The organism is Endozoicomonas sp. Z74 (assembly GCF_057680865.1).
The window spans coordinates 42,794-66,309 of the sequence record NZ_JBLYZI010000002.1; the positions used below are offsets into that span (position 1 = coordinate 42,794).

The 23,516-nt window shown below is 52.9% G+C and carries 19 protein-coding genes and 1 riboswitch; of the genes, 9 read left to right on the forward strand and 10 right to left on the reverse strand.

Annotation, left to right across the window (positions count from 1 at the left end; translation table 11 throughout):
- Positions 1 to 22 precede the first annotated feature (22 nt).
- Positions 23 to 1,465 (forward strand): bifunctional D-glycero-beta-D-manno-heptose-7-phosphate kinase/D-glycero-beta-D-manno-heptose 1-phosphate adenylyltransferase HldE, encoded by a 1,443-nt coding sequence (gene hldE / locus ACNRUY_RS00640; RefSeq protein ID WP_488109702.1) that lies wholly within the window; start codon positions 23 to 25, stop codon positions 1,463 to 1,465.
- A 75-nt stretch (positions 1,466 to 1,540) separates the two neighbouring features.
- Here hldE and hmpA read toward each other — a convergent pair whose 3' ends face one another.
- On the reverse strand, positions 1,541 to 2,749 hold the full coding sequence (gene hmpA / locus ACNRUY_RS00645) for an NO-inducible flavohemoprotein (RefSeq protein WP_488109703.1): 1,209 nt from the start codon (positions 2,747 to 2,749) through the stop codon (positions 1,541 to 1,543).
- Positions 2,750 to 2,965: 216 nt separating this feature from the next.
- On the opposite strand from hmpA, the gene ACNRUY_RS00650 reads away from it, so the two are divergent.
- Positions 2,966 to 3,400, forward strand: a complete 435-nt coding sequence (locus tag ACNRUY_RS00650; RefSeq protein ID WP_488109704.1) for an Rrf2 family transcriptional regulator — start codon at positions 2,966 to 2,968, stop codon at positions 3,398 to 3,400.
- A gap of 25 nt (positions 3,401 to 3,425) precedes the next feature.
- Here the strand turns inward: ACNRUY_RS00650 and ACNRUY_RS00655 are convergent, their stop codons facing one another.
- A complete protein-coding gene (locus tag ACNRUY_RS00655; protein WP_488109705.1) occupies positions 3,426 to 4,226 on the reverse strand; it encodes an aldo/keto reductase in 801 nt (266 codons plus the stop codon).
- Positions 4,227 to 4,250: 24 nt separating this feature from the next.
- Positions 4,251 to 5,468, reverse strand: coding sequence for an NAD(P)/FAD-dependent oxidoreductase (locus ACNRUY_RS00660; protein ID WP_488109706.1), 1,218 nt, complete (start codon positions 5,466 to 5,468; stop codon positions 4,251 to 4,253).
- A 32-nt stretch (positions 5,469 to 5,500) separates the two neighbouring features.
- Between ACNRUY_RS00660 and ACNRUY_RS00665 the strand changes: the two genes are divergently transcribed.
- The 3 genes from ACNRUY_RS00665 (at position 5,501) to ACNRUY_RS00675 (ending at position 7,232) form a co-directional block, all read left to right on the forward strand.
- Entirely contained in the window at positions 5,501 to 5,689 is a 189-nt protein-coding gene (locus ACNRUY_RS00665) for a hypothetical protein (RefSeq protein ID WP_488109707.1), read from the forward strand.
- 32 nt (positions 5,690 to 5,721) lie between these two features.
- A complete protein-coding gene (locus tag ACNRUY_RS00670; RefSeq protein WP_488109708.1) occupies positions 5,722 to 6,465 on the forward strand; it encodes a dioxygenase family protein in 744 nt (247 codons plus the stop codon).
- Positions 6,466 to 6,554: 89 nt separating this feature from the next.
- Positions 6,555 to 7,232 (forward strand): Dph6-related ATP pyrophosphatase, encoded by a 678-nt coding sequence (locus ACNRUY_RS00675; protein ID WP_488109709.1) that lies wholly within the window; start codon positions 6,555 to 6,557, stop codon positions 7,230 to 7,232.
- 31 nt (positions 7,233 to 7,263) lie between these two features.
- Here the strand turns inward: ACNRUY_RS00675 and ACNRUY_RS00680 are convergent, their stop codons facing one another.
- Together ACNRUY_RS00680 and ACNRUY_RS00685 are read right to left on the reverse strand one after the other, a co-directional pair.
- Positions 7,264 to 8,178: a hypothetical protein gene (locus ACNRUY_RS00680; RefSeq protein ID WP_488109710.1), complete on the reverse strand. Its 915-nt coding sequence runs from the start codon at positions 8,176 to 8,178 to the stop codon at positions 7,264 to 7,266.
- Positions 8,179 to 8,454: 276 nt separating this feature from the next.
- Positions 8,455 to 9,411: a CNNM domain-containing protein gene (locus ACNRUY_RS00685; RefSeq protein WP_488109711.1), complete on the reverse strand. Its 957-nt coding sequence runs from the start codon at positions 9,409 to 9,411 to the stop codon at positions 8,455 to 8,457.
- Between the two features lie 334 nt (positions 9,412 to 9,745).
- Here ACNRUY_RS00685 and ACNRUY_RS00690 point away from each other — a divergent pair, with 334 nt between their 5' ends.
- The 3 genes from ACNRUY_RS00690 (at position 9,746) to ACNRUY_RS00700 (ending at position 14,858) form a co-directional block, all read left to right on the forward strand.
- Complete coding sequence (locus ACNRUY_RS00690; RefSeq protein ID WP_488109712.1) at positions 9,746 to 10,468, forward strand: TetR/AcrR family transcriptional regulator; 723 nt, start codon at positions 9,746 to 9,748, stop codon at positions 10,466 to 10,468.
- A gap of 107 nt (positions 10,469 to 10,575) precedes the next feature.
- Positions 10,576 to 11,748 (forward strand): efflux RND transporter periplasmic adaptor subunit, encoded by a 1,173-nt coding sequence (locus ACNRUY_RS00695; protein WP_488109713.1) that lies wholly within the window; start codon positions 10,576 to 10,578, stop codon positions 11,746 to 11,748.
- A 2-nt stretch (positions 11,749 to 11,750) separates the two neighbouring features.
- The gene (locus ACNRUY_RS00700) at positions 11,751 to 14,858 is read left to right on the forward strand and encodes an efflux RND transporter permease subunit (protein WP_488109714.1); all 3,108 of its coding nucleotides are present in this window, start codon (positions 11,751 to 11,753) and stop codon (positions 14,856 to 14,858) included.
- 161 nt (positions 14,859 to 15,019) lie between these two features.
- On the opposite strand, the gene ACNRUY_RS00705 is transcribed toward ACNRUY_RS00700, so the two are convergent.
- From ACNRUY_RS00705 to ACNRUY_RS00720, 4 genes are all read right to left on the reverse strand, one after another.
- Positions 15,020 to 15,583: a cobalamin adenosyltransferase gene (locus ACNRUY_RS00705; RefSeq protein ID WP_488109715.1), complete on the reverse strand. Its 564-nt coding sequence runs from the start codon at positions 15,581 to 15,583 to the stop codon at positions 15,020 to 15,022.
- A 217-nt stretch (positions 15,584 to 15,800) separates the two neighbouring features.
- Positions 15,801 to 17,612, reverse strand: coding sequence for a TonB-dependent receptor domain-containing protein (locus tag ACNRUY_RS00710; RefSeq protein ID WP_488109716.1), 1,812 nt, complete (start codon positions 17,610 to 17,612; stop codon positions 15,801 to 15,803).
- Positions 17,613 to 17,849: 237 nt separating this feature from the next.
- Positions 17,850 to 18,902 carry a cobalamin-binding protein gene (locus ACNRUY_RS00715; RefSeq protein WP_488109717.1) on the reverse strand — a complete coding sequence of 351 codons (1,053 nt, stop codon included), beginning with the start codon at positions 18,900 to 18,902 and terminating at the stop codon, positions 17,850 to 17,852.
- A 301-nt stretch (positions 18,903 to 19,203) separates the two neighbouring features.
- Positions 19,204 to 19,436: riboswitch (cobalamin riboswitch) on the reverse strand.
- Between the two features lie 375 nt (positions 19,437 to 19,811).
- Entirely contained in the window at positions 19,812 to 20,396 is a 585-nt protein-coding gene (locus ACNRUY_RS00720; protein ID WP_488109718.1) for a cob(I)yrinic acid a,c-diamide adenosyltransferase, read from the reverse strand.
- 738 nt (positions 20,397 to 21,134) lie between these two features.
- Here ACNRUY_RS00720 and ACNRUY_RS00725 point away from each other — a divergent pair.
- Positions 21,135 to 21,899, forward strand: a complete 765-nt coding sequence (locus ACNRUY_RS00725) for a hypothetical protein (protein WP_488109719.1) — start codon at positions 21,135 to 21,137, stop codon at positions 21,897 to 21,899.
- Positions 21,900 to 21,953: 54 nt separating this feature from the next.
- On the opposite strand, the gene ACNRUY_RS00730 is transcribed toward ACNRUY_RS00725, so the two are convergent.
- Complete coding sequence (locus tag ACNRUY_RS00730) at positions 21,954 to 23,453, reverse strand: cobyric acid synthase (protein WP_488109720.1); 1,500 nt, start codon at positions 23,451 to 23,453, stop codon at positions 21,954 to 21,956.
- Positions 23,454 to 23,516: the final 63 nt, after the last annotated feature.

Consider the following 23,516-nt stretch of genomic DNA (forward strand, 5'->3'; position numbering starts at 1 on the left):
TTGAGCAGACTGGAACCCCTTGATGAAACTGACGCTTCCCCGTTTTGACCTAGCCAGAGTACTGGTCATTGGTGATGTGATGCTGGATCGATACTGGCACGGAGCCACTTCCCGGATTTCCCCGGAAGCCCCGGTTCCTGTGGTCAAGGTTGGCCAGATTGAAGATCGGCCCGGAGGGGCCGGAAACGTGGCATTGAACATTGCCACCCTGGGCGCCCCGGCCTGGCTGATCGGCGCCACCGGTGATGATGAGGCTGCAGACGCTTTGCATACCCGGATGGAAGCCGCAGGCGTCGCCTGTGACTTTGCCCGACTCAGTGACATTCCCACCATTACTAAACTGCGGGTCATTTCTCAACACCAGCAATTGATCCGGCTGGATCACGAAGAGTCGTTTGAAGGCCTCAGCCCCGACATTATTGAAGAAAAAGCCACAAGGCTGATGACCGATGCCGGTGCCATCGTCCTCTCGGACTACAACAAGGGGACACTCAAAGGCTGTCAGCAACTGATCCGCCAGGCCAGAACCCTCAATATCCCCGTTCTCGTGGATCCGAAAGGGACTGCGTTTGACCGTTACCGTGGAGCCACCATCATTACGCCAAACCTTAAGGAGTTTGAAACGGTGGTAGGCCCGTGCAAAAACGAGCAGGAACTGGTCAGCAAGGGGCAGCAGCTGCTCAAAGATCTGGAGCTGAAAGCCCTTCTGATTACCCGCAGTGAACATGGCATGACTCTGATCCGGGAAGATGAGCCGGAAGTCCACCTGCCTGCCCGTGCCCGTGAAGTATTTGACGTCACTGGTGCCGGAGACACGGTTATTTCGGTACTGGCAGCTGCCCTGGCCGCGGGTTCTGAAATGCCCCAGGCCGCAGCACTGGCCAACATTGCTGCAGGTATTGTGGTGGGTAAACTGGGTACGGCCAGCATCTCCATGCCGGAACTCCGAAGGGAAGTGCACCGCGAACTTGGAGTGGAAAGGGGGGCTGTCACCGCTGAACAGTTACTGATTGCCATTGAAGATGCTCGCGCCCACGGTGAAAAAATAGTCTTCACCAACGGCTGCTTTGACATTCTTCATGCCGGGCATGTGGGTTATCTGGAGCAGGCCCGCCAGCAGGGAGACCGCCTGATACTGGCTATTAATGGCGATGATTCCGTCACCCGGCTCAAAGGCGAAGGTCGCCCCATCAACCCGGTGGATCGTCGAATGGCAGTGCTTGCCGGGCTGGAAGCGGTGGACTGGGTAGTCAGTTTTGATGAAGATACCCCGGAAAACCTGCTGCGGCAGATCAAGCCGGATGTTCTGGTGAAAGGCGGAGATTACAGCCTGGATCAGGTAGTGGGCGCCCCCATCGTTCATGAATACGGTGGCGAAGTGAAGGTTCTGGCTTTTCTGGACAACTGCTCAACCACAGCCATTGTCGAGAAAATCCGGGAGGAGCAGGAGCAGGAAACCGCATAACGGTTCCTGCCTTACCTTAAGTAACCAGGGAAAGGCTCTGTTAATCAGAGGTAGTCAACAGAGCCTGCAATGGCATCAAATATCCTTGTGGGGTCCAAATACCTCATAGTGGATTCGCTCTTCAGGAACTCCCCAGCTTTTCAGGGTCTTGTTGACCATGGACATAAAGCCCACCGGGCCACAGAAATAGTAGTCCGCATCGGCCAGCTCAATTCGCTCCCGAATCCGATCCAGGTTGGCACGCCCCTCCAGAACATCACCGTCAAACGTGGCAGCTGCTAGCTCATCGTAAAAGACGACACTGTCAATAGTGTCATGGGCTTCTGCCAACTCCCTGACCCACTCTGAGAAGGCATGAACACTGGGGTTGATGGCGCTGTGGACAAACCGGACCGGTCGTGTCGAACTCTGATCCACCAGGGTATTCAACATACTCATCATTGGAGTCACCCCGACGCCACCGCTGATCAGCACCACAGGAGATACTTTCGAAGTCTCCAGATTCAGGAAAAAATCCCCGGCCGGTGGGCTTAACTCCACCACATCCCCTTCAGAAACCCAGTCATGGAGGTAATTGGACACCAGTCCTTCGAACCCTTCCTGGACTTCCCGCTTGACTGAAATACGATAGTACTTCCCATTGGGTGCATCGGACAGGCTGTATTGACGAATCTCCCGGTGGGGATGTCCCTCAGGGTTGAGATAAATGCCGATATACTGCCCTGGTCGAAAGCTGACCACAGGACCGCCATCCGCAGGTTCCAGGTAGAAAGACGTAATCACGTCACTTTCCCGCACTTTTCTGACCACCCGGAATTCCCGGGTCCCTCTCCAGCCCCCCTCACGGTCTTCACTGTCCTGATAGATGCCCTCTTCCACCGAAATAAACAGATCTGCCAGAAATTGATAGGCCTCCGTCCATGCAGACACAATCTCATCCGTCGCCCCATCACCCAGAACATGAGCCACCGCCTCAAGGAGGTGCCTGCCGACAATGGGGTAATGCTCCGGCCTGATATTGAAACTGGCGTGCTTATGAGCAATGCGTTGAACGACACCCGTCAGGGCACCAAGATTGTCAATATTGGCCGCATAACCGTAGACTGCCGCCGCCAGAGCTCTTGGCTGATCACCGGTGTGTTGATTACTGGAGTTGAAAATATCCAGCAACTCCGGATTGTGGTGAAACATCTGCTGATAAAAATGAGCAGTGATGGTTTCACCGTGTTCAGCCAGAACGGGGGCGGTGGCCTTTACAACTCGAACAGTTTCAGGGCTGAGCATCCTGGAATACCTCTGCAACAAAAAACATGCATTTTATATGCGCCTTTTAAGATGCATCCTATATACTTCTTTTGTGGTTGTCTATATAGATTCATCATCAAATCCACCTCCGTTTTCTCCACGATGCCAACCAGGGTCAGTGAATGCTATTATTCTGCCCACTGGACAGCACTCCTGACTGAAAGCACAGAAAAGCATAGACATCCCGGGAGAGGAATGAAGCTCAATAAACAAACCGATTACGCCCTGAGAATACTGATATACGCAGCCGTACAACCGGACGATACACTGCTGTCCATCACAGAAGTGACGAACATCTATCAACTCTCCCGAAATCATGTGATGAAAATTGTCCAGAAGCTGGGGCAGCTTGGCTACCTGAACACCCTGAGAGGTAAGGGGGGCGGGTTTCGTCTTGGCAAAAACCCCCGGGACATCAACATCGGCCAGTTGATTCGCGAAATGGAAAACAGCCTGTCACTGGTCAATTGTGAAGAGCCTGCCTGCCGCATATCACCGGCCTGCCAGCTTAAGGGGGTTCTGGGGGAAGCACTGGAAGCCTTCCTGAAGGTTCTGGATCAATACACCCTTCAAGATCTCGTCGGGAACCACCAGGAGCTGATTCAGGTTCTGGCAATTCCCGAGAACTGATCACAGAAAGGGCTGCCAGCTTTATTCAACACCGGGACAGAAAGCAGGCCTCAGCATTCTGTCGCATATGCTCCGGGTTTATGGTTCCCACAATCGCCGCAGACACCCCGGGATGGGAAAACACCAGCTTCATGCTTTCTTTCACAGGGTCCTTTCCATCCAGGCAGGCGTGGCCACTGGCAAAGGCTTTCTTGATAAGAATGCCTTTCCCGTTTTCATGGGCGAAGTCGATCACTGGCTTTTCACTCTGTTCGCTGAGGTTATAGGTGACCATGGCCACATCCGAGTGCTGCAGTGCCAGAATCCCCCCCTCAACGGTTTTAGTAGACATACCGGAAGCCAGAATTTTTCCCTCCCGCTTCAGGTCGGCCAGCACATCCAGACAACCGGTTTGCTCAATAATCCGGACGTCATCACCGCTGGAATGAACCAGCATCAGTTCGATCACATCGGTATTCAGTCGCTTCAGACTGCGCTCAACACTATAGCGGATATGTTCCTCAGAAAAGTCAAAGCGTGATTCACCGTTTTCAAACTCCTCTCCCACTTTGCTGCAGATCACCCACTGGTCCCGAAGCCCCTTATTTCGGGCAAACAGCGCTCCCAGGCGTTCTTCGCTGGTACCGTACGCTGGTGCCGTATCCAGCAGGTTCATCCCCAGCTCGCTGGCCAGGGACAGCAAATCCAGTACCTGCCGGTCATCGGGAATGGTAAACCGCTCCGGGTATTTGACGCCCTGGTTACGGCCAAACTTCACGGTGCCAAACCCCATGGGCGACACACTGATGGTCGTTCCGGCAATGCGTTTTGGTTCCAGCCTGGTCATCCGCCTGCTTACCTTTCAGTCCGGTTATACAAAAACATTCTGCCAGAAGTTGGGACAGATCCCGGGACGGTCAACCCCCTCAGGCAGGGACTGAGCCTGACTTCCTGGTTCAATGCCCGCTTCCTGCAGCATTCCAATTACCTCATCAGAGAGGTTGGGCGCCAGAGCCAGTTTTGTGGGCCAGGTAACAATGCCGTTGTGCATTCCCTGACAGAACGCGGCATCCGGTCGCAGTAAACGACTCTGCTTCGGCTCCGCACGATTGACTCTCAGCGTTCCCCATTGCGCCTCATCCAGATTCACCCAGGGAAGCAGTGCTTTCATTTCTTTACGGGCCGTGGCGATCAAAGCTTCCGGTGATAGATTGACCCCATCTTCGGCAATGCCTCCTCCCAGATACCAGACCCACTGACCATCCTTATCGGGGTGACTGGTGACGGTAATTCTCGGCAGAGGGGTCGTACCCAGGCAGTGGGCATAAATAGGCTCCGGGTGACGGTGCCGGACCATGACCATGTGCAATGGACGCACCTGCATTTTGGGTTCCTCAATTCCCCACTCCTCCATCAGTCCGGCTGTGCCTTCCCCTGCCGCCATCACATAACGGCGGGCTTTCAACAAAACCGTTTTGCTGCCTTGATGGATTTCGATACCGTCAATGGATCCATCAGCCCCTTTGATCAGCCGGGCATTACCTTCATCTCCCCAGCGGACTCGAACGGTTTTGTCTTCCAGACCCGCCACCAGGGCCTTCACCACTGAGGCGATATCGAGCACAATCTCGTTCAGTTGATACACTTTGCCGCGAAACCCATCATGCCGGAAGATGGCAGGAAACTGCTCTTTGCCAAGGGCATCCACCCGCCCCCTGAGGGCTTTGCTGGCAAAGAATGAGGTCATCCTTGAACCAATATCACCCGGAGACCAGAGATAATGGTATTCCGACAGAATGTTCGCTGGACTGAGATCCGGCTCTTCTGCCCCTCCCTTGCCCGCAAGGGCTTTCCGCCACCGCTCCGGCATTGAGGCAATGGCCTGGGAGGCCTTGGTCAGCTGACCGGTCAACGTGTACTTGGTGCCCCCATGGACAATCCCCTGAGACTTGATGGTCTGCCCACCGCCCAGATCGCCCTGTTCAAGAAGCACCGTCTGGTACCCCTTCAGATTGAGAGAACGGAACAGCCACAGGCCGGCAATACCGCCACCAATTACCACTACATCAGTTTCAAGGGTTTGAGTCATCTTGGGGAGTCAATACGAAGGAACAAACTAGAATGGCCGCCAGTATACGCCGGAACGGCTGGTATGTCCTGCCTGGAGAGAATAAGAAGCAGGCTTCTGCCTACCCGTTAGCGAACATCAGCGTTCACAGTGCAAAGAGCATTAAGGCGATATCGTATCGGTGCCAGGCGCTCTATATGAGTCACCATTTGATTTTGCAGGAAAGGGGGCTAGCCTTTTAACAGTTGTATATGTCAGTTCTGGCTTACTCTCAATGAAACAGACCGGAATCAATCAACTGCTTTCCCGCAGGCGCTTTATAAAATACAGCTCTTTACTGGTTGGGACAGAGTGTCTCTTTCATGATTCACACGCTAACGAGGCGCTTCTTTCACCCGCTCAAAAGAGAACAGACCTTCCATTTATAGCTGCAACAGAAGATGGCCCCCTGTACCCACCCGTTGAGATTCCCTGGAACCGAGACCTCACTTCAATCGGAAAGGGAAAGGCTCAAGGGAAAAGGCTCTATTTATTCGGAACGATATTCAGTAGAAATGGATCCCCCCTGCCAAATACTGAAGTTCAAATCTGGCAAACGGACATCAACGGCAACTACAAACATCCCCGCGGGTGGAGGCAAGATGAGCTGGACCCTCACTTTGGCTATTTTGCCCGCGTCAAAACCGACAGTAACGGCTTTTACATTTTCAAAACCATTCAGCCACGCTGGTACCTTCTAATGGCAATGGGGTCCAGAAAAACGCCCATTCCTCGCGCCGCTCATATCCATATCAAAATGAAACATATTGATCATGGAGTACTGACAACAGAAGCCTATTTTAACAATGCATCCCATGACAGGATTGCGCCAAAAGATACTGTATTTCAGAGCCGTTCAGCGGAAGCAAGAAATACAATTGTTTTAAAAGAGCAAAGTCCTGCTGACTTTATGAACCTGGAAGTTGACTTTGAACCGGGTGCCATCTGCTGCCGTTACGACCTGGCTTTTCTTTTATGACTTATGCTTTAAGCGGCATTCTTTCCTTGGATTGCCGGGCCGCCATTACGGTAGAATACCCGATCCCTTAATGACCCCTCCAATGACCAATGACACCAGTCCCTGAAATCAATAAACACTTCTGCACCTCCTGGAGTGGCGGCAAAGACGCCAGCTTTGCCCTCTGGCACAGCCAGAACCGAGAATTTACCCCTACCTGCCTGCTGACCATGCTGAAGGAAGACAGCGAACAGACCAGTGCCCACGGCCTGCATCGTGAAGTACTGGAAGCCCAGGCCGATTGTCTTGGTCTGCCCATCGTATTTGGTCAGGCAGGCTTCGGACAATACGAAGCAGGTCTGAAAACAGCGCTTGAGCGGGTACAGAAAGACCATCACACCCACCAGCTGTTTTTTGGTGACATTGACCTGCAGGCCCACAAAGACTGGTATGAAAAAATCCTGCGGGATTCAGGAGTGACACCTCACTTCCCCCTCTGGCAATACGACAGGGAACAGCTGTTGAAAGACCTGTTTGCCGCCCGGTTTGAAACCTTGATTGTCAGCGTAAAAAAAGACAGGCTTAGCCAGCACCTGCTGGGGCAAATCCTGACACCAGAGATTGCCGATGAAATCCGCCAGGCCGGTATTTGCCCAACCGGGGAAGATGGCGAGTTTCACACGCTGCTGGTCAATGCCCCCAACTTCAAAAAGCGCCTGGAGGTTAGAGAAACAGGAATCGTTGAAGACGACTGGGGGCACGTTATTTTAGAACTGAAGGCTTTATAATCCATAGACGACTGTACCCGGAGCAGCCAGGTCAATGGTTCAACTCATCCTGAGAGCCCGCTGTTTCCGGATCAGGGGCTTTACAACAAAACAACTGCCTGAACTGCCGCCAAATTCTGCGCGTCAGCTTTCTACTCTGTCTACGCAGAGCCTCACGCCCGGCTTCCTGTTCCAGCATTTCCGCCCTCAACCTCAACACTTCCGAGGCCGCCTTTCTTATACGCCGAGCCCGTTCCGTTTTTTTCTGAGACCGCCTGTTCTCTAAGACTTCTTTCTCCATTTCCAGAGATGACACTTCTGCCTGCAGCGCCTGTAACAGCCTCTGAAAAGCCAAACGCCTTCGTGCAGCATCCGTCTCCTCACAAACCTGCCGCAAGAGCTGGGCGATACTGGTTCCAGCCCCCCCGATACTCCCCTCTTCAGAACCCAAACAAATGACAGTTGTGGCGTCCGAAGCCTGGGACCATTCGTTCTCCTGTAGGCCCAATGAGACAGACGAGGGCATTTCCACCACCTCATCAGAGCTCAGATCATCCCCCAAGGCTGACTCTTCCCCTGCCACCATTACCTGATCGTCACCCCACTGTTCAGTGAGGCCTGTGGAGAGATCATCGCTGGTAGCATAGCCTTGTTCAGGTGACAGGCTATCCGAAGAACCATCAACCTCCCTCTCCAGGCTTGCAGCCGCTGACTTACCTTCTACCCCCAACCAGAACAGTCTGGCAAGCCAGCTCCACCATGACTCAACGGGTCTCTCTTCTGTATCCCCCAGAAAGTCTTCCGGCTCTTTTGGCCAACTGGAGCCACCGGGCGGTTCAGGAGGCTCTCCATCGACGCCCGCCATCATGCCTACAATAACCGTACTGCTGGTGGGGACCGGCTGGACACCAAAAGCCTCAAGACCTCTGCTTTCATCAACCTTCAACGGCTGACCGTTGATTGGCACTTCCTGTAAACTGCACCACTGCTTGTCTCCTGTTGACCAGGAAAGTACAAAAATGAGGAGAACAGCGGAATCGGTAGGAAATAACATGAACGTTGGGTTAACCGTACCAAGACAGTAGAAAACTGAATAATAGCGCCAAAAAGCGTCGATACGGTTGAACGCATTACCCTGGACCGAAGAGCAAAAAAAGAAGGCAATCGGAGCCAATGGTTGCCAGAACCTTCAACTTATGAAGTGAGCCGGACAAAACCAGCAACAATCATCGGGGGCCTGGTTTCAGGCGGCGCCCAACAACGCCCGATAGACCTGCTTGACCGTAATAAACCGGGTGCTTTCCGGGGTTTCTCCCGGCAGGATCGCCACGGACACCCGGGCTTCCTGAAATTCACTGACCGCTTCGGACAAGGGGGTGTCCGGTGGCAGGCTGATGGTTCTGCGAACCAACTCACCAATGGCCACGTCAGCCTGACCACTGACCAGGGATCGCGCCAGGTGGCGATAAAGTACCACTCCCACAGGCTGGTCACCGTCCAGAACCACATACCGCTTACAGGGGTTATTTCGAAGAGTGTCTTCAATGGTGGCCACAGTGGCATTGAGCGGCAGGGAGACCAGAGGGCCCGATTCCACCAGCAGGTCAGCCAGTGTTCGCTGGTTCGCCACCAGGGCCGCTTCTGCCATCCGCCTCTGGCTTTTGCCAATCACTCCCCGCTTGTTGTAATGCTTGATAATGCTGCGAAGCTCATCACTGCTTTGCTTCTCACTGGCTTTACCCGGGAATAACTTTACCCAGAACAGCGCCAGCATCAACACGGGCCGGGTCATCCTGTAGATCAACCGGATCAGACTGGCCCGTTTGATCACCACTTCTTCTGCCACCTGCACCGCCCGAACCTTGGGTAACATCTTGGCAAACACCAGCATGCAATAGGCGAGCAGCGCCGTAAATACCGCCAACCCCATATCGTCGAACTCCCTGGCCGCCAGAGCACCGATATAGGTACTGCCTGAAATACTCACCAGAGTACTCAGTAACACGATAGAAGACAGGTGTTCCCGCTTGTGCCTGAAGACAGCCTTGATAGCCTCTTTGTTGCGGGGTTTGCGGCTCAGAATCGTCACCAGTTTTAATTCATCAATTCCGATAACCGAAGACTCAAGAAGAGAGAGGTAAGCAGTAACAGCAACAATCAGTACAGCAACAACAACGGCCAGAAGCATTGATTCCTCCATGAAAAACAAACCTGGAATCTTATTCCTGTCGGCCAGGACGCTCTTTTATTAACTTATATCCTGGCAGAGGATGAAGCAAATCCAGCCTTTCCCCACTCTTCACCTCTTCCCTCACCCCAACCCTTTCCCGAAGGGAGAGGGGGCAGACCGGAGTTAAACACCAACGCATCTTTTTTCCCTATCCCGGGGAGAGGGACCCACTTCTTCTCCCCCTCTCCCTCTGGGAGAGGGCCGGGGTGAGGGCCACGCAAAAACAATATTCGAATATTATTCGACAAAAATCTGCAAACCACCTAAGCTACTGCCATCGAACGTTTACTGTGGGCCAACCACCATGTCAAAACTGGACAAAAGGCTTCTGCGCGAGTCTGACATTATCCAGGCCACGCTAACCCTGCTGGAACAGAAGGGGTTTCTGGATTTGAAAATGTCCGAAGTCGCCCGCCAGGCCGAATACTCCATGGGAACCGTATACTCCCACTTTTCCAGCAAGGAGGATCTGCTGCTGGGCTGCGCAGAAAAGGTGCTGATCACCATTCAGCAGCTGTTTTCACGGGTTGTCGACGCTCCGTCTGGCGCCATGGAAAGGCTGGTGACTCTGAACATGGCGGCCTGGCTTTACTACACTGGCAAACCCCATCACTACTGCCTGAGACACATTGCCATGAGCCCTGATGTCTGCGAAAGGGCTTCCCAGGGAAAACTGCTGGCCCTTGACAGCATCTATCTGGAGACCGTCGGTGTGGTGAAAGGTCTGATCAGGGATCTCATCAACAGCCGCCCCGCCAGCGAAGGCAACCAGAGTACTCTTGATGAAAATGTTCTACTGATTGGCATCCGGGGCATGAGTGAGGGGCTTTTCCAGCTGAGTATTTCAGGCTTTGGCCTGAAGCACCAGGAGGCGGAGAACAACAACCGCTTTTCCATACTGCTGACCAACCTGGACAGCCTGCTAAAGGGCTGGGGCTGGCCAGAGCCATTTTCTGAAGATCTGATCGACAACAGTCGCACAACTGCAGAGCGGCTGGTCACTGAACTCATGCAGGATTCTGAGTAAAGCTGCCCTCCAAACCCTTTTTATATTCTATTCCGTCCCCCCTCCTGCCTTTCCCCCCTTTGAGTAGGGTGACTGGACGAAGCAAAGTTAACCGGAGTCAGACAACCATGGCTGTTTTCAAGGCTATAACAAGACCACCGCTTTCAGTCCTGAGCAGACTGCAAGCTCATTTTTCCTCCAGAACCGGCTTTCAGCCAAAAGCCCTTCGGGCACTTCTCCCTCTGCTCCTGGCCAGTCTTCTGTCAGGCTGTAACCAGGAAGAAGTCATTCACGAGCCGGTGATTCGCCCGGTAAAACTGTTTGAGGTGAAAGACCCGGGAAAACAGCAGCTGCGACGCTTCCCGGGTAAAGTGACGGCCACAGAAGAAGCAGAAATTTCCTTTCGTATTCCAGGCCTGCTGGATCGCCTGATGGTCAATCAGGGCGATAAGGTCATGCAGGGTCAGGTACTTGCCCATCTGGATGACCGGGATATCCGCAATGAACTTCAGGATCGCCAGGCCAGTTTTGAGCTGGCCAAGGTAGAGTTTGACCGGGCCAGTTCCCTGATCAGTAAGAAGGTGATTTCCCAGGCGGACTTTGACACCGCCAGCGCCCGACTGAAATCCGCAGAGGCAGCCCTCAAGCTGGCCAGGGACAAGCTGGAATACACGACACTCAAAGCACCTTTCAGTGGCCGGATTGCCCAGAAACTGGCAGAAAACCATCAGCAGGTTCAGGCCCAGCAACCGGTATTGATCATGCAGAGCAGTGACATGCTGGACATCAGCATTCAGGTACCTGAAAGCATTGTCTCCCATGTCAACAGCGAGTCCGTTCAACAGGGTTATCAGCCCATGGTCAAATTTCCAGGTGCCCCCGGCAAGTTGTTTCCTGTCAATTACAAAGAGCATGCAACCCGTGTCACTCCGGGTACCCAGAGTTATGAGGTCATCTTCACCCGGGAAACGCCAGAGGGCCTGAATGTATTACCGGGCATGAGCGCCACCGTGATTATTGACCTGACCAAAGTTATGGACGCCAGCCACCATAAGGCATTTATGATGGTGCCTGTTTCCGCCATCACCCGGGATGACAAAAGCAACAGAACGGTTATCTGGCGCTACGATGAAGCATCAGGCCAGGTAGCTCCGGTTGAGGTCACGGCAGGGCGCATTACCGAGTCCGGCGTTCAGATCCTGTCGGGTATTTCCCCCGGAGACCGGATTGTCACCGCAGGCCTCAGCCAACTGCACGACGGAATGCAAGTAAAACCCCTTCGCAAAGAGAGGGGGCTGTAACCATGAATATCGCTGAATATTCCATTTCCCACCGGGTCATCAGCTGGATGTTTGTGGCCATCCTGCTAGTGGGGGGCAGTCTCTCCTTTTTTGGCCTGGGCCAGCTGGAGTTTCCGGAGTTCACCATCAAACAGGCCATGGTGATCACCCAGTATCCGGGCGCCTCACCGGAACAGGTGGAAGAGGAAGTCACCCTGCCCCTGGAAGAGGCAATACAACAACTGGAGTACGTCAAGCACATTGATTCCATCAGCAGCGGTGGTACGTCACAGATTGCCGTGGAGATGAAGAACCAATACGACAAAACCAGGCTGCCCCAGATCTGGGATGAGCTGAGACGAAAGGTGAACGATACCCAGAAAGACCTGCCTCCCGGCGTCTATCCCTCCATCACCCTGGACGACTACAGTGATGTGTTCGGCATGCTGTTTAACATCACCGGTGAAGGCTACTCCCCACGAGATCTGGAGAACTACTCGGACTTTCTGAAGCGGGAACTGGTGATGGTGCCCGGAGTCAAGAAGGTCTCTGTGGTGGGCGCCCGGCAGGAACAGGTGGTTCTGGAACTGTCCAGGTCCAAAACCGCCGCTCTGGGCATCGATCCCAACTGGCTGTTCTCCCTGATCCAGAACCAGAATGTGGTATCCAATGCCGGACGGATGTTTGTGGATGGCCACTCCATCCGGATTCACCCCACCGGTGAGTTCAATGATATCCGCGAACTGGAACAGCTGATTGTCAGCCCTCCCGGCAGCACACAACTGGTCAGGCTGGGAGACATTGCCAGCGTTCGCAAGGACTACGATGAAACCCCGGATACCCTTTATCACTCTAACGGCCAGCCGGCGCTGTCTATGGGAATCTCCTTTTCCTCCGGAGTCAATGTGGTGGATGTGGGTAATGCCATTCGCCAGGCACTGTCCGACCTGGAATCCGAACGCCCCGTCGGCATTGAGCTGATCACGGTCTATGACCAGCCCGCGGCCGTTTCCGCCTCCGTGAATGGCTTTCTGGTCAACCTGGCAGAATCCATTGCCATTGTGATTGTGGTACTTCTTTTGGCTATGGGTGTTCGTTCCGGACTGCTTATGGGGGCCGTACTGCTACTCACCATTCTCGGCACCTTTATCGTCATGAAGGTACTGGGAATTGACCTGCAGCTGATCTCCCTGGGGGCGCTGATCATTGCCCTGGGCATGCTGGTGGATAACGCAATTGTGGTCACTGAAGGCATCCAGGTGGGCATTCAGCGGGGGCTGAGCCGCCTGGAGGCAGCCAGACGAGTGGTCAGCCAGACTCAGTGGCCCCTGCTGGGAGCAACCGTCATTGCCATTATGGCCTTTGCCCCCATTGGCCTTTCTGAAGACGCTTCCGGTGAGTTCTGTAAATCCCTGTTCCAGGTGCTGATGATCTCCCTGCTGTTGAGCTGGATCACAGCCATCACGCTGACGCCTTTTTTCTGTCACATCCTCTTCAAAAACATAGAACGCAAAAGTGCGGAAAAGCAAACGACCGGGGACGACAATGGAGGTTTTGATCCTTATCAAGGCGCCTTGTTTACCCTTTACAAACAGCTGCTGTCACGCTCCCTAAGGCACCGCCCTGCCACCATTAGCCTGACCGTACTGGCACTGTTCCTGGCAATCCTTGGGTTCGGACATGTTAAAAACGTCTTCTTTCCACCGTCCAACACACCGATCTTCTTCGTTGATTTCTGGATGCCGGAAGGCTCCGATATCCGGGCCACCGAAGCAGAGCTGTTCAGCTTTGAACAACAGGTGACCGGGATGGCAGGGGTCCGTAATGTAACCTCAGTGATTGGCCGGGGGGCCCAGCGTTTTGTGCTGCCCTATATGCCGGAAAAGCAATACAACAGTTACGGACAACTGATTATTGAAGCCAGCGATCTGGATAGCATCCACTCTCTGATACCCCAGGTGGAAACCGTTCTGAAACACGACTTTTCCAACGTGGAGTATCGCATCAAGCGGCTTCAGAACGGTCCCTCCCCCAAAGCGGAAATCGAAGCCCGTTTCTATGGCCCTGACCCGGCGGTCCTTCGCTCACTGGCCGCACAAGCCATGAAAGTGCTTCGCAATGAGCCCCTGGCCACCAGTATCCAGCATGGCTGGCGTAACCAGGTCAGCATCGTTCGCCCCCACCTGGATGAAGCCAGTGCACGACGCAGCGGAGTGTCCAAGCAGGCCCTGGACAGCGCTCTGCTGATGAATTACTCCGGCCAGCAGATGGGCGTCTACCGGGAAGGCAGCCACCTGCTGCCACTGATTGTCCGGGCCCCTGAAGCTGAGCGACTGAATGCCGACAGCATCACCGACCTGCAGGTATGGAGCGCTGATTACAAGAGCTTTGTGCCCATCACCCAGGCGGTATCCAGTTTTGACACTGAGTGGGAAAACCCGTTGATCGTCCGCCGGGACCGCAAACGAATGCTCTCGGTCATGGCTGACCCGGACCTGATGAGTGATGAGACCACCGACAGTGTCTTCCGCCGGGTACGGAGCAGCATTGAGGCAATCCCCCTTCCTGAGGGCTACCAGCTGGAATGGGGCGGTTCTTACGAAACCTCCAGTGATGCCCAGAAAGCGGTCTTTGCCTCCATCCCCATGGGGTATCTATTTATGTTCCTGATCACCGTTCTGCTGTTCAATACAGTACGACAGCCGGTGGCTATCTGGTGTACCGTCCCCCTGGCACTGATTGGTGTAGTAGCAGGGTTACTGTTACTGAATGCCCCTTTCAGCTTTATGGCGCTGCTGGGTCTGTTAAGCCTTTCCGGCATGCTGATCAAAAACGGCATTGTGCTGGTGGAACAGATCAAGCTGGAACTGGAAGAGGGAAGAGAGAAACATGAAGCCATCTTCCATGCCTCGGTCAGCCGGGTCCGGCCCGTCTGTATGGCAGCACTGACCACCATGCTGGGGATGATTCCCCTGCTGTTCGATGCCTTTTTCAAATCCATGGCGGTGACTATTATTTTTGGTCTGGGCTTTGCTACGGTATTGACCCTGATTGTATTGCCAGTGATTTATTCACTGCTTTATAAAATCAGTTTCAAGGGCTTTGACCACCTGGAGCAAATAAAGGGGTAACCTGAATTGTTCCTGCACTTTTAGCCTTTTGTATTGCGCTTCACTTCATTCAGCTGCAACCTGCGTAAACGTCTCATGGAGTCTCGCAGGTTGCTGCTGAACACAGCGAAGCGAACAGGAACCAGGGCTTTGGCAACCATCTCAGGAGGGAACGGTGAATCTCAGGATTCTTTTTTCCTGGGTGCTTTCAGGTTGTAACTCAGGCTCTCGTATTCCGGCTCGACGACACCGAGACGACGGTTGATCACCACAGTCAGCCGGAAGAACAGGTTGCAGAGCATATTACCAAACCGGTGCAGTTCATCAGGCACTTCTATCCCGTGAGCATCCACCTTGACCAACGCTCTGACCGCCTTCTTGGCCAATGAACGACAGCTGTGCAACAGCTGTACCGGCCGCCCACCCCGGGGCAGCACAAACCCGTTGAGCAGCCCCTCAATTTCCTGCTGGTAACGGTCAAAATACTCCGCCAGCCACTCAATCTGGGCTTCAAAAATGGCCTGTTTGCCACGGATGGAACCGTTCATATGAAAGATCCGGGGTTGCAGCTGGTCCAGAAAGTCATAAATATCCCCAAACCGCTCATCCCCTTCCAGTTCTGAGATGACGCCCCCCAGAGTAGAGCAGAGCTCGTCAGTCACAATCTCGTAGTCACACAGGGGGGAGTCTTCATAAATAAAGGGGTAACAGAGTTCGCGGATATTGCCGGAATACTTCAGGGTCATGGGTAAATCCTTACTTTGGTCATCGCCTTCGCTCACGTTAGCCTTTTGTGTTGCGCTTCACTTCGTTCAGCAGCAACCTACATAACATTCTCAGAGAATACCGCAGGTTGCCGCTGAGCACAGCGAAGCGCAACGGAGCCCGAGCAAGGCATTCCCACGCAGGGGCCTAAAGGCCTAAAAGCGTGGGAACGAAGCGGGTCATAAAAAACAGCGGTCGTTAAATCTCAGGTGTCCAGATCAAAGTGGCAAAGATACCTCGGGGTTCGCCACGATAACCATTAACCGCTTGATACTCTTTATCCAGAAGGTTGACGGCCTTGAAGTTCGCTTTTAACTCTGAAGTTAATTTCATGGAAGCTCTTAAATCAAAGGTTCCAAAACCGGCAACTTCCACTGTATTACCAGCATTTGCATAAGACCTGCCTTGTCCCCTGAATGAACCACCAATACCAAAACGGCCAAACTGACGATCAATTTCAAGTGAGAACAGCTGCTTTGCCCTATACACAAGTACATTCCCATTATTCTGTGCAGAGCGATTCTCCGGGTTCAACAGGCTAACACTGGTATTAATATCCCACCCCTTGATGATTGCCCCTGCACTCAGCTCAAGTCCACGAATCCTTGCCTTATCGATATTCTGTGGAATGTAACCAGTCTCCGCAGTGGCAGCAATCATGTCTTCCATTTCATTCTGAAATAGTGAAATGCCCCAATGCCCTGAAGGCAGCCTTCCCCTCAACTCTATTTCTACGTTTTCAGCGGTCTCTGGCTTAAGGTTTGGGTTTGAGTAACCAGGATAATACAAATCCCCCAAAGTTGGGGCTCTAAATGCCGTTCCATATGAGGCAATAACTCTCATATCCGCAGGCAGGTTATAGCCAAACGAGGCATTGCCAGTAGTTTTCTGTCCATAAGCTTCGTTTTTGTCTCGTCTCAACCCAAGCTGGAGATCACTGGATTCAAAAGAAGAAAGGTTCTGGATGAAGAGGGCTGCATTGTAGCGAGAGTCTTCATCGTACGATGTTGAGCCCTGATACTGCTCATCTGAGTAGTCAATGCCTGTGGTCAGTAATTGATTGTCATGCCAGCTGATATCATTTTTCCAACTGGCAGAATAACGCTTGGTTGTACTGTAATAGTTGTCGGTAGAAACACCTGAATCGTTGTCTTTCTTGCGAGCCTGGGTATGCTCTTCCCCATAACCTACATCGAGCCGTGTATCCCATTTATCATTAACAGACAAAGCTACATAAGAGCTCAGATTGGAAATTCTGAAAATGTTATATGGTTGAGAGCTAGAAGAAAATGAAGAGTTATTATCGTACTCTGACTTACCTTCAGAATGGGAAAAGTTTGCCCCAATATCCAGCTCGCTGGATAACCGGTGTGAAAGGCTACCATAAACCGACTTGTTTCTATAAGCGTCGTTATCTTCATCCCCATTATTGGTAGCTAATGTATTATCGTAACCACCAGTTTCATACATATTAGCCCCTAAATTGTAACGGGTGCTTTCTGACTGCCCATTAACATTGAAACCATACTCACCAGTGTTTCGACTCCCCCCCCCTAATTTTGCCGTAAGTGAAGGCTCACCTTTACCTTTTCGGCTAAAAATCTGAATAACTCCACCAATAGCATCTGCCCCGTACAAACTGGAGCGCGGGCCTCGAACAATTTCAATTCGCTCAACTCGCTCTGGATCGATATATTGCAAAGGTGAGAGACCATTGCTTGCAGAGTTAATTTTCTGCCCATCCAAAATGACCAGAGTCTGAGCAGAGGCCGTGCCACGCAGATAAACGCTGGCCATACTACCGGCCCCACCACTTGTTGCCATCTGAAGTCCCGGAGTCCTGTTCAACAACTCCGTCACACTGCTCGCCTGACTCCGCTCAATCTGAGCCCGGTTGATAACAGTCACCGGTGCCAGGGTTTCATCCACAGTCTGGGAGGTTCTTGCGGCAGTGACCACCACTTCCCCCAGTTCATAAACCTCTTCGGCCTGGGCGGCAGCTCCCGCCATCGCGCCAGTCAAAATAAGGGAGGTGGCGATGGCCAGCCTGCTTCTGGCAAAGCGCTTTTCCCGAAAAGAGGCCCGGGAAGGTGTCCGACAAGTGCGAGGGTGAATTGACATCATCTAAATCCTTGCTGTACCTGATCTGTTTACTGTGGCTATTGACTATGGTTATTCACCATAAGAGTGCCGCTATACTGCGGCTTGGTATTCATTGTCATGGTTGTTATTCCGCTCAAGGCAATTTCAAGGTGCCGTTTCAGTAGCGGCAAACTCAGCCTCTTGTTGGGCATTGGCAGGCCTTGCGGCCTGAAGGTGTTGGCAGAGGGTCTCAACCCCATCGAGCATTCGGGGTGTGGGCCTGGCAATCAGGTCACTGGGAACGGAGAACAGTTGTTTTTTCTGAACCGCTGTCAGCATTTTCCAGCGCCCCCAGTACTCCATTAACGCTTTGCGGGTGGCCACCGTATCCCCTCTGGGGTCTGAACCGATAATGACCTGGGGATCAAGAGCAACCAGTGATTCCATGCCAACCCGGGGAATCCTTTCGGACAGGTTGCCATACACATTCCGGCCTCCGCAGAGCTGGATCGCCTTGTTGATAATCTGACCATTGCCCACGGTCATCAGAGGGTCCCGCCAGATCTCAAAAAACACCGATACGGTTGGACGGGATTGATAACTGGATTTGAGGGACGCCAATCGACGGGCAAAGGCATCGGCCTGGTGGTTTGCCTGCCGTTCAGTGCCTGCCACCTGCCCCAGAGTTCTCAGCGTTCGTTCAATATCGTTAAAGTCAAAAACATCAAGGTGGAAGGTCTGAATCCCGATGGATTCCAGCTGGTGCATCAGTTTCAGGGAGTTCCCACCGGTCCAGACCACCACCAGATCCGGTTTTCTTTCAACAATCGCTTCCACACTGATATTGGGGTAACCACCCACTTTAGGAAGCGTTTCCGCCTGAGCGGGATAGTCACTGTACTGGTCAACTGCCACCACCCGGCTCCCGGCACCGGCGGCAAACAGCAGCTCTGTGGAACCTGGGGACAAACTGATAATTCTGGGAGTACGGGTCTTCAGACAAACGCTGCGATCACTGCTGTCCTTAACGCAGTATTGGCCATGGCGGGGTTCTGCCTGAACCGCCGGACTTGAGACAAGAGCCGTCAGCCCCATAAAAGCCATCAGCCCATAAAGAGCCATCAGCTTATAAAAAGCCGCCACACTCAACCCATGGCAAAAACCGGCTATAGGCCATGCTGGCAATAGGGTTTGAATAAAAGAGAGAAACGTTCTCATAGTGCCCCTGAGTCACTGCAATTACTCAGGGCGGCATGCGGTCACCGGATGTTTATCCAGTTTATAAAAGGAATGCATTGTGCTCCCAACCGCCAGGTAACCCGCCCGGTTCAAGTCATACTGTCATGACCTGGTTGTTTCCGGCAGCCTGTCGGACTTATGCTTTCGAGCATAAAATTCAGTAGAACGAGTCAAATCTTTCGATGGATTCGTGCAAATAGCGGGTCTATTTAATCGAATTCATCGAAAGATTAGGCCGTTCTTTCTGGATTTTAGGCCGAAATTGTCTTAAGTCCGACAGGCTGCCAGCTTTGCAAAGGCAGGTTTCCTGACTCTGGCGTCATCATTTTCAGCCGCCTTCCCGGAGATCACTCCAGTGGCGCCCTTCTCTGCTGACCATTCAAAGCAGAGAAGGAGTGGCGGAAAACTCGTCCATTACAGTTGCGGGTACAGTCAGGGCCTTTCACCCTGTTCCCTCTTTCGAAAATGCTCTTTCCCGGAAGCGTCAGCACCGTTTTACCTCTGGTAAATCACGGATAACTGACAGAAACCCTTACAAAGTGGCGACATAATACCCAAACATCCGTATCAATTCATCCGGGAATTAAGGAAAACGACTGCTCTGGATCAAGCTGTCGGGCATTTCACTTTTGACAAAGATCAATTAACCCGCATATTGCATGAAGTGTCGAGCTTGTCGCTCTGCTATTTTTTCGGCTGACACATTTTGTCGACACATTCATGCTCATTGCCTGGATTTGTCGACAAAATGCTGTCATGGCGGAAAAAGAGCTAGCGACAAGCCGACGAGCGTCCCTATGACAAATTGTCTTTTTACGCTTTTCTCCTACACCCCTTGAAAGACGTGGGATAATCGCTTTTTCATAGCGGCTTCATGAAATATGCGGGTTAAAGCTTGTGCTTTTCAGAAGCCTGCCAGAGCACTTCCCCCTCATCCTGGATAGCGCAGTGGCGGCCCAGGACATACATCAGGTCTGAGAGGCGGTTGACGAAGGTCAGCAAAGGGGGGTTCACCGCTTCACCACTGTCCTTCAACTCAATAATGCAGCGTTCTGCCCGGCGCGATACCGTTCTGGCCATATGGCAATAGCAGGCCGACTGCCCTCCACCCGGCAGGGTGAAGTTTTTCAGGGGAGGCAAAGGCCCGTTCAACTCATCAATCAGCGTCTCAATCGCTTCCGTATGCTCTTCCCTGATCAACTGGTAGCCCGGCATGGCCAGCTCCCCCCCCACATCAAACATCCGGTGCTGAATATCCTGGATCCGCCCCAGCTGCTCAAGGGTCAGCTCCCCCTGCTGCTTCAGTGAGTGCAGCAATAACCCAAGCCAGCTGTTGGCTTCATCCACCGTGCCAATGGCGTGCATTCGGGGGGAAGACTTCGACACCTGCTGCCCATCCCCCGTTCTGGTCATGCCCTGGTCACCGGTCCGGGTGTAGATTCGAGTCAGGCGGTAGCCTTTTTTTTCGCTCATGGCAGTCTCTCTGGTTACATGTCCGGCTCATGATGGGGGCAACCCCGGGTTTTGGCAAACGCCTTTTATCGGGCTTATTCACAAGGTGCTCTGCACCGGGCTGAGCTAATCTGTAACTATACAGCGATCATCAGAAAAGGATTTTCTCCCATGGGTGGCCCAAAAATTCCAGGCTCAATCACACAGACACCAGGCTACTCGCCTGAAGTTCACCCAAAATCGAAAATGCCCCCTTCAGAGTCCCACACCACTGCCGGGCTAAGACTGCCTCCAACTGAGCCTACAACTGCTGCCCCTGAAAAGGCGGTGAGAAATCGAAAGCTAAGGCGGGAACGCCCTCGTCAGCCACTGAACCCTGTTGAGGTTGAAAAGGCTCTCGCTAACAGGGAGTCCTTAAAACCCATCATTGATTTGGCTGAGCGCTGTCAATCATTTTGCGATTTTCCCACCGCACAACGCATCAACGTTCACTTGAAAAAGGTTGAGGCATCTATGCTCGGCACCGAGGGTGTTTCCAAGAAGGAGTGTGAACATGCCATGCAAGCGCTTAACCGAGAGCTTGCAAAAGTCCCTTTTCCCCCTGTTCCCGAAGACAGCATGCCGAGAGGGGGGTTATCCTCCCGTTTTTATAGAAGGGCCAGTCAAACATGGGAGCGGGCTACCCAATTCCTGCAGGATCAGGGGAAAAAAGCATCTGGAGTCTGGTCCAGATTCAGACAAAAAAGCTCAACAGGAACTTTGGAAAAACCTGAAGAAGCACAATACAGAACCGGCTGTAAAGAGTGTCATGACCGTTTACAAAGGTTGATCAAACAAACCAGCGCCACATCTATGGACCTTTCACCGGAAGAAAGCCGGAGTAACCGTGAGGCCCTTGCGGATGAAGCCTTAAAGTTCCAATGGCTCAGGGATGAGCTCTTCAAATCCAGACCACCAGAAAAGGTAACAAAGCATTTTCCTGACAAAATAAACAACCTAAAAGACAAAACACTGAACCCGGCACAACGAGCGGTCATGGGTAAAGCCGCAAGAAAAGCCCAGTTTCAGAAGGAACTCTGTGGTTTTCAGACCCTTCTTGAAACCACCTTGCTGCAACTGGATGCTCTACCTGAAAACCCAACTCGATCAGACATCAAGCAGGAATTGGTAACCCCTCCCGTCCAGCTACAGAAAAAAAGTTATATGCGTGGAGAGAGAGGCCGAAGAGACAACCCAGCCCTGAAAACGGAACTGTTGAGAACCATCGCCACCCGGATGCAGGGGCTTGAAGAGTGTCTGGATGACGAACAAAGAATCCAGTTCCAGCAACTGGCCAGGGGGCAAGCCTCCCTGGTTGGTGGGTTTGATTTTCTGGAACATGCCACCAACACAGGAAGCCAGATTCCTCCGAACTTTGACTACACACCGGAGGTTATCCAGCAGATGAAGGTCCATCTTATGAAGATTGCCGGTCTGGTTGAAACCATCAACAACCAATATGGCACTGCTCCAGAGCTCAGATAGAACAACCTCTTACGGGCTGCCCTGCACATCATCAGGCAGCCCGAAATAACCCGGTCACTTCATCGACAAGCCACAAAGCTCATACAACTTATCCAGATCAAGGTGCTGCTCCACAGCATCCGCCATCCGGTTGATCCCCTCCTCCCTGAGCTGACGATAATCAATCGCTTCCTCTTCATACAGGCCAGCCCACTTCAGTAACGCATTCAATGTGGCCGGAGTTTCAAAAATACCATGAAGGTAAGTACCAAATACCTGGCCATCTTCGGATATCACCCCATCCACTTCCCCATTATCCAGAGCGATCAGGGGCTGGTTCAGTGCCGGCCCGCAGGTGACTCCGGCATGAATTTCATAGCCGGTGACCGCCACTGGTTTAAAGCCGGGCAGCTGGAGCTCCCCTTTCACCAGGGTCAGCTGCTTCTGGCGTACCATGGTCGTCTCCAGCGTCAGCAAGCCAAGTCCTTCGGAACTGCCTGCTGTGCCTTCAATGCCATCCGGGTCATGAATGGCCTGCCCAAGCATCTGGTAGCCACCGCAGATCCCCATCAGTTTGCCGCCATAACGCAGGTGCCGGAGGATGTCCTGATCCCAGCCGTTGCTTCTCAGGAACTCAATATCGGTCCGGGTGTTTTTGGTACCGGGAATAATCACCAGATCCACCGCCGGTATTCTCTGGCCCTTACCCACAAAAGTGACATCCACTTCCGGATGAAGCCTGAGTGGATCAAAGTCCGTGTGGTTGCTGGTCCGGGTCAAAACGGGTACCGCTACTTTCAGGGCTTTCTGCTGATCTTTAACGGACTGCTGGGAAATAACGGCGTCTTCCGCTTCAAGGTGCAACCCATGAAGATAAGGAAGCACCCCCAGCACCGGCTTTCCGGTTTTTTCTTCCAGCCACTTCAATCCGGGTTCAAGCAGTTTCACATCGCCCCGGAAGCGATTAATCACAAACCCGGCAACCCTTTTCTGTTCTGATTCAGACAGCAGCGCAAGGGTGCCATAGAGATGGGCAAACACCCCACCCTTATCAATATCCGAGATGATGATGACCGGGCAGTCGGCCTCCTCGGCAAACCCCATATTGGCCACATCGCCCTCACGCAGGTTGATCTCTGCGGGACTGCCTGCCCCTTCCACCAGCACTGCCTGGTACTGGTTCTCCAGCCGTTGCCAGGAATCCAGTATCGCTTTCAGGACTTCCGGTTTATAGGCGTGATATTGAACCGCATCCATCTCGCCGATGGCCTGCCCATTAACAATCACCTGGGCACCAATGTCACTGTTGGGCTTGAGCAACACCGGATTCATATCCGTATGGGGTTCCAGGCCTGCCGCCACAGCCTGAAGCGCCTGAGCCCTGCCAATCTCTCCACCATCGGTCGTCACTGCGCTGTTCAGCGCCATATTCTGTGGCTTGAAGGGGGCCACTGAAATGCCATGGCGTCGGAATACACGACATAAACCCGCCACCAGAGCGCTTTTACCGGCATCACTGGTGGTTCCCTGTACCATCAAAGTATGAGGCAGGGAGAGAGAGTTGCTACTGCCCATGTTGGCTTCCCTATTGGTTAATCTGGCGAATGATTATACGGATATCCTTCCTTTTTCCGGTAC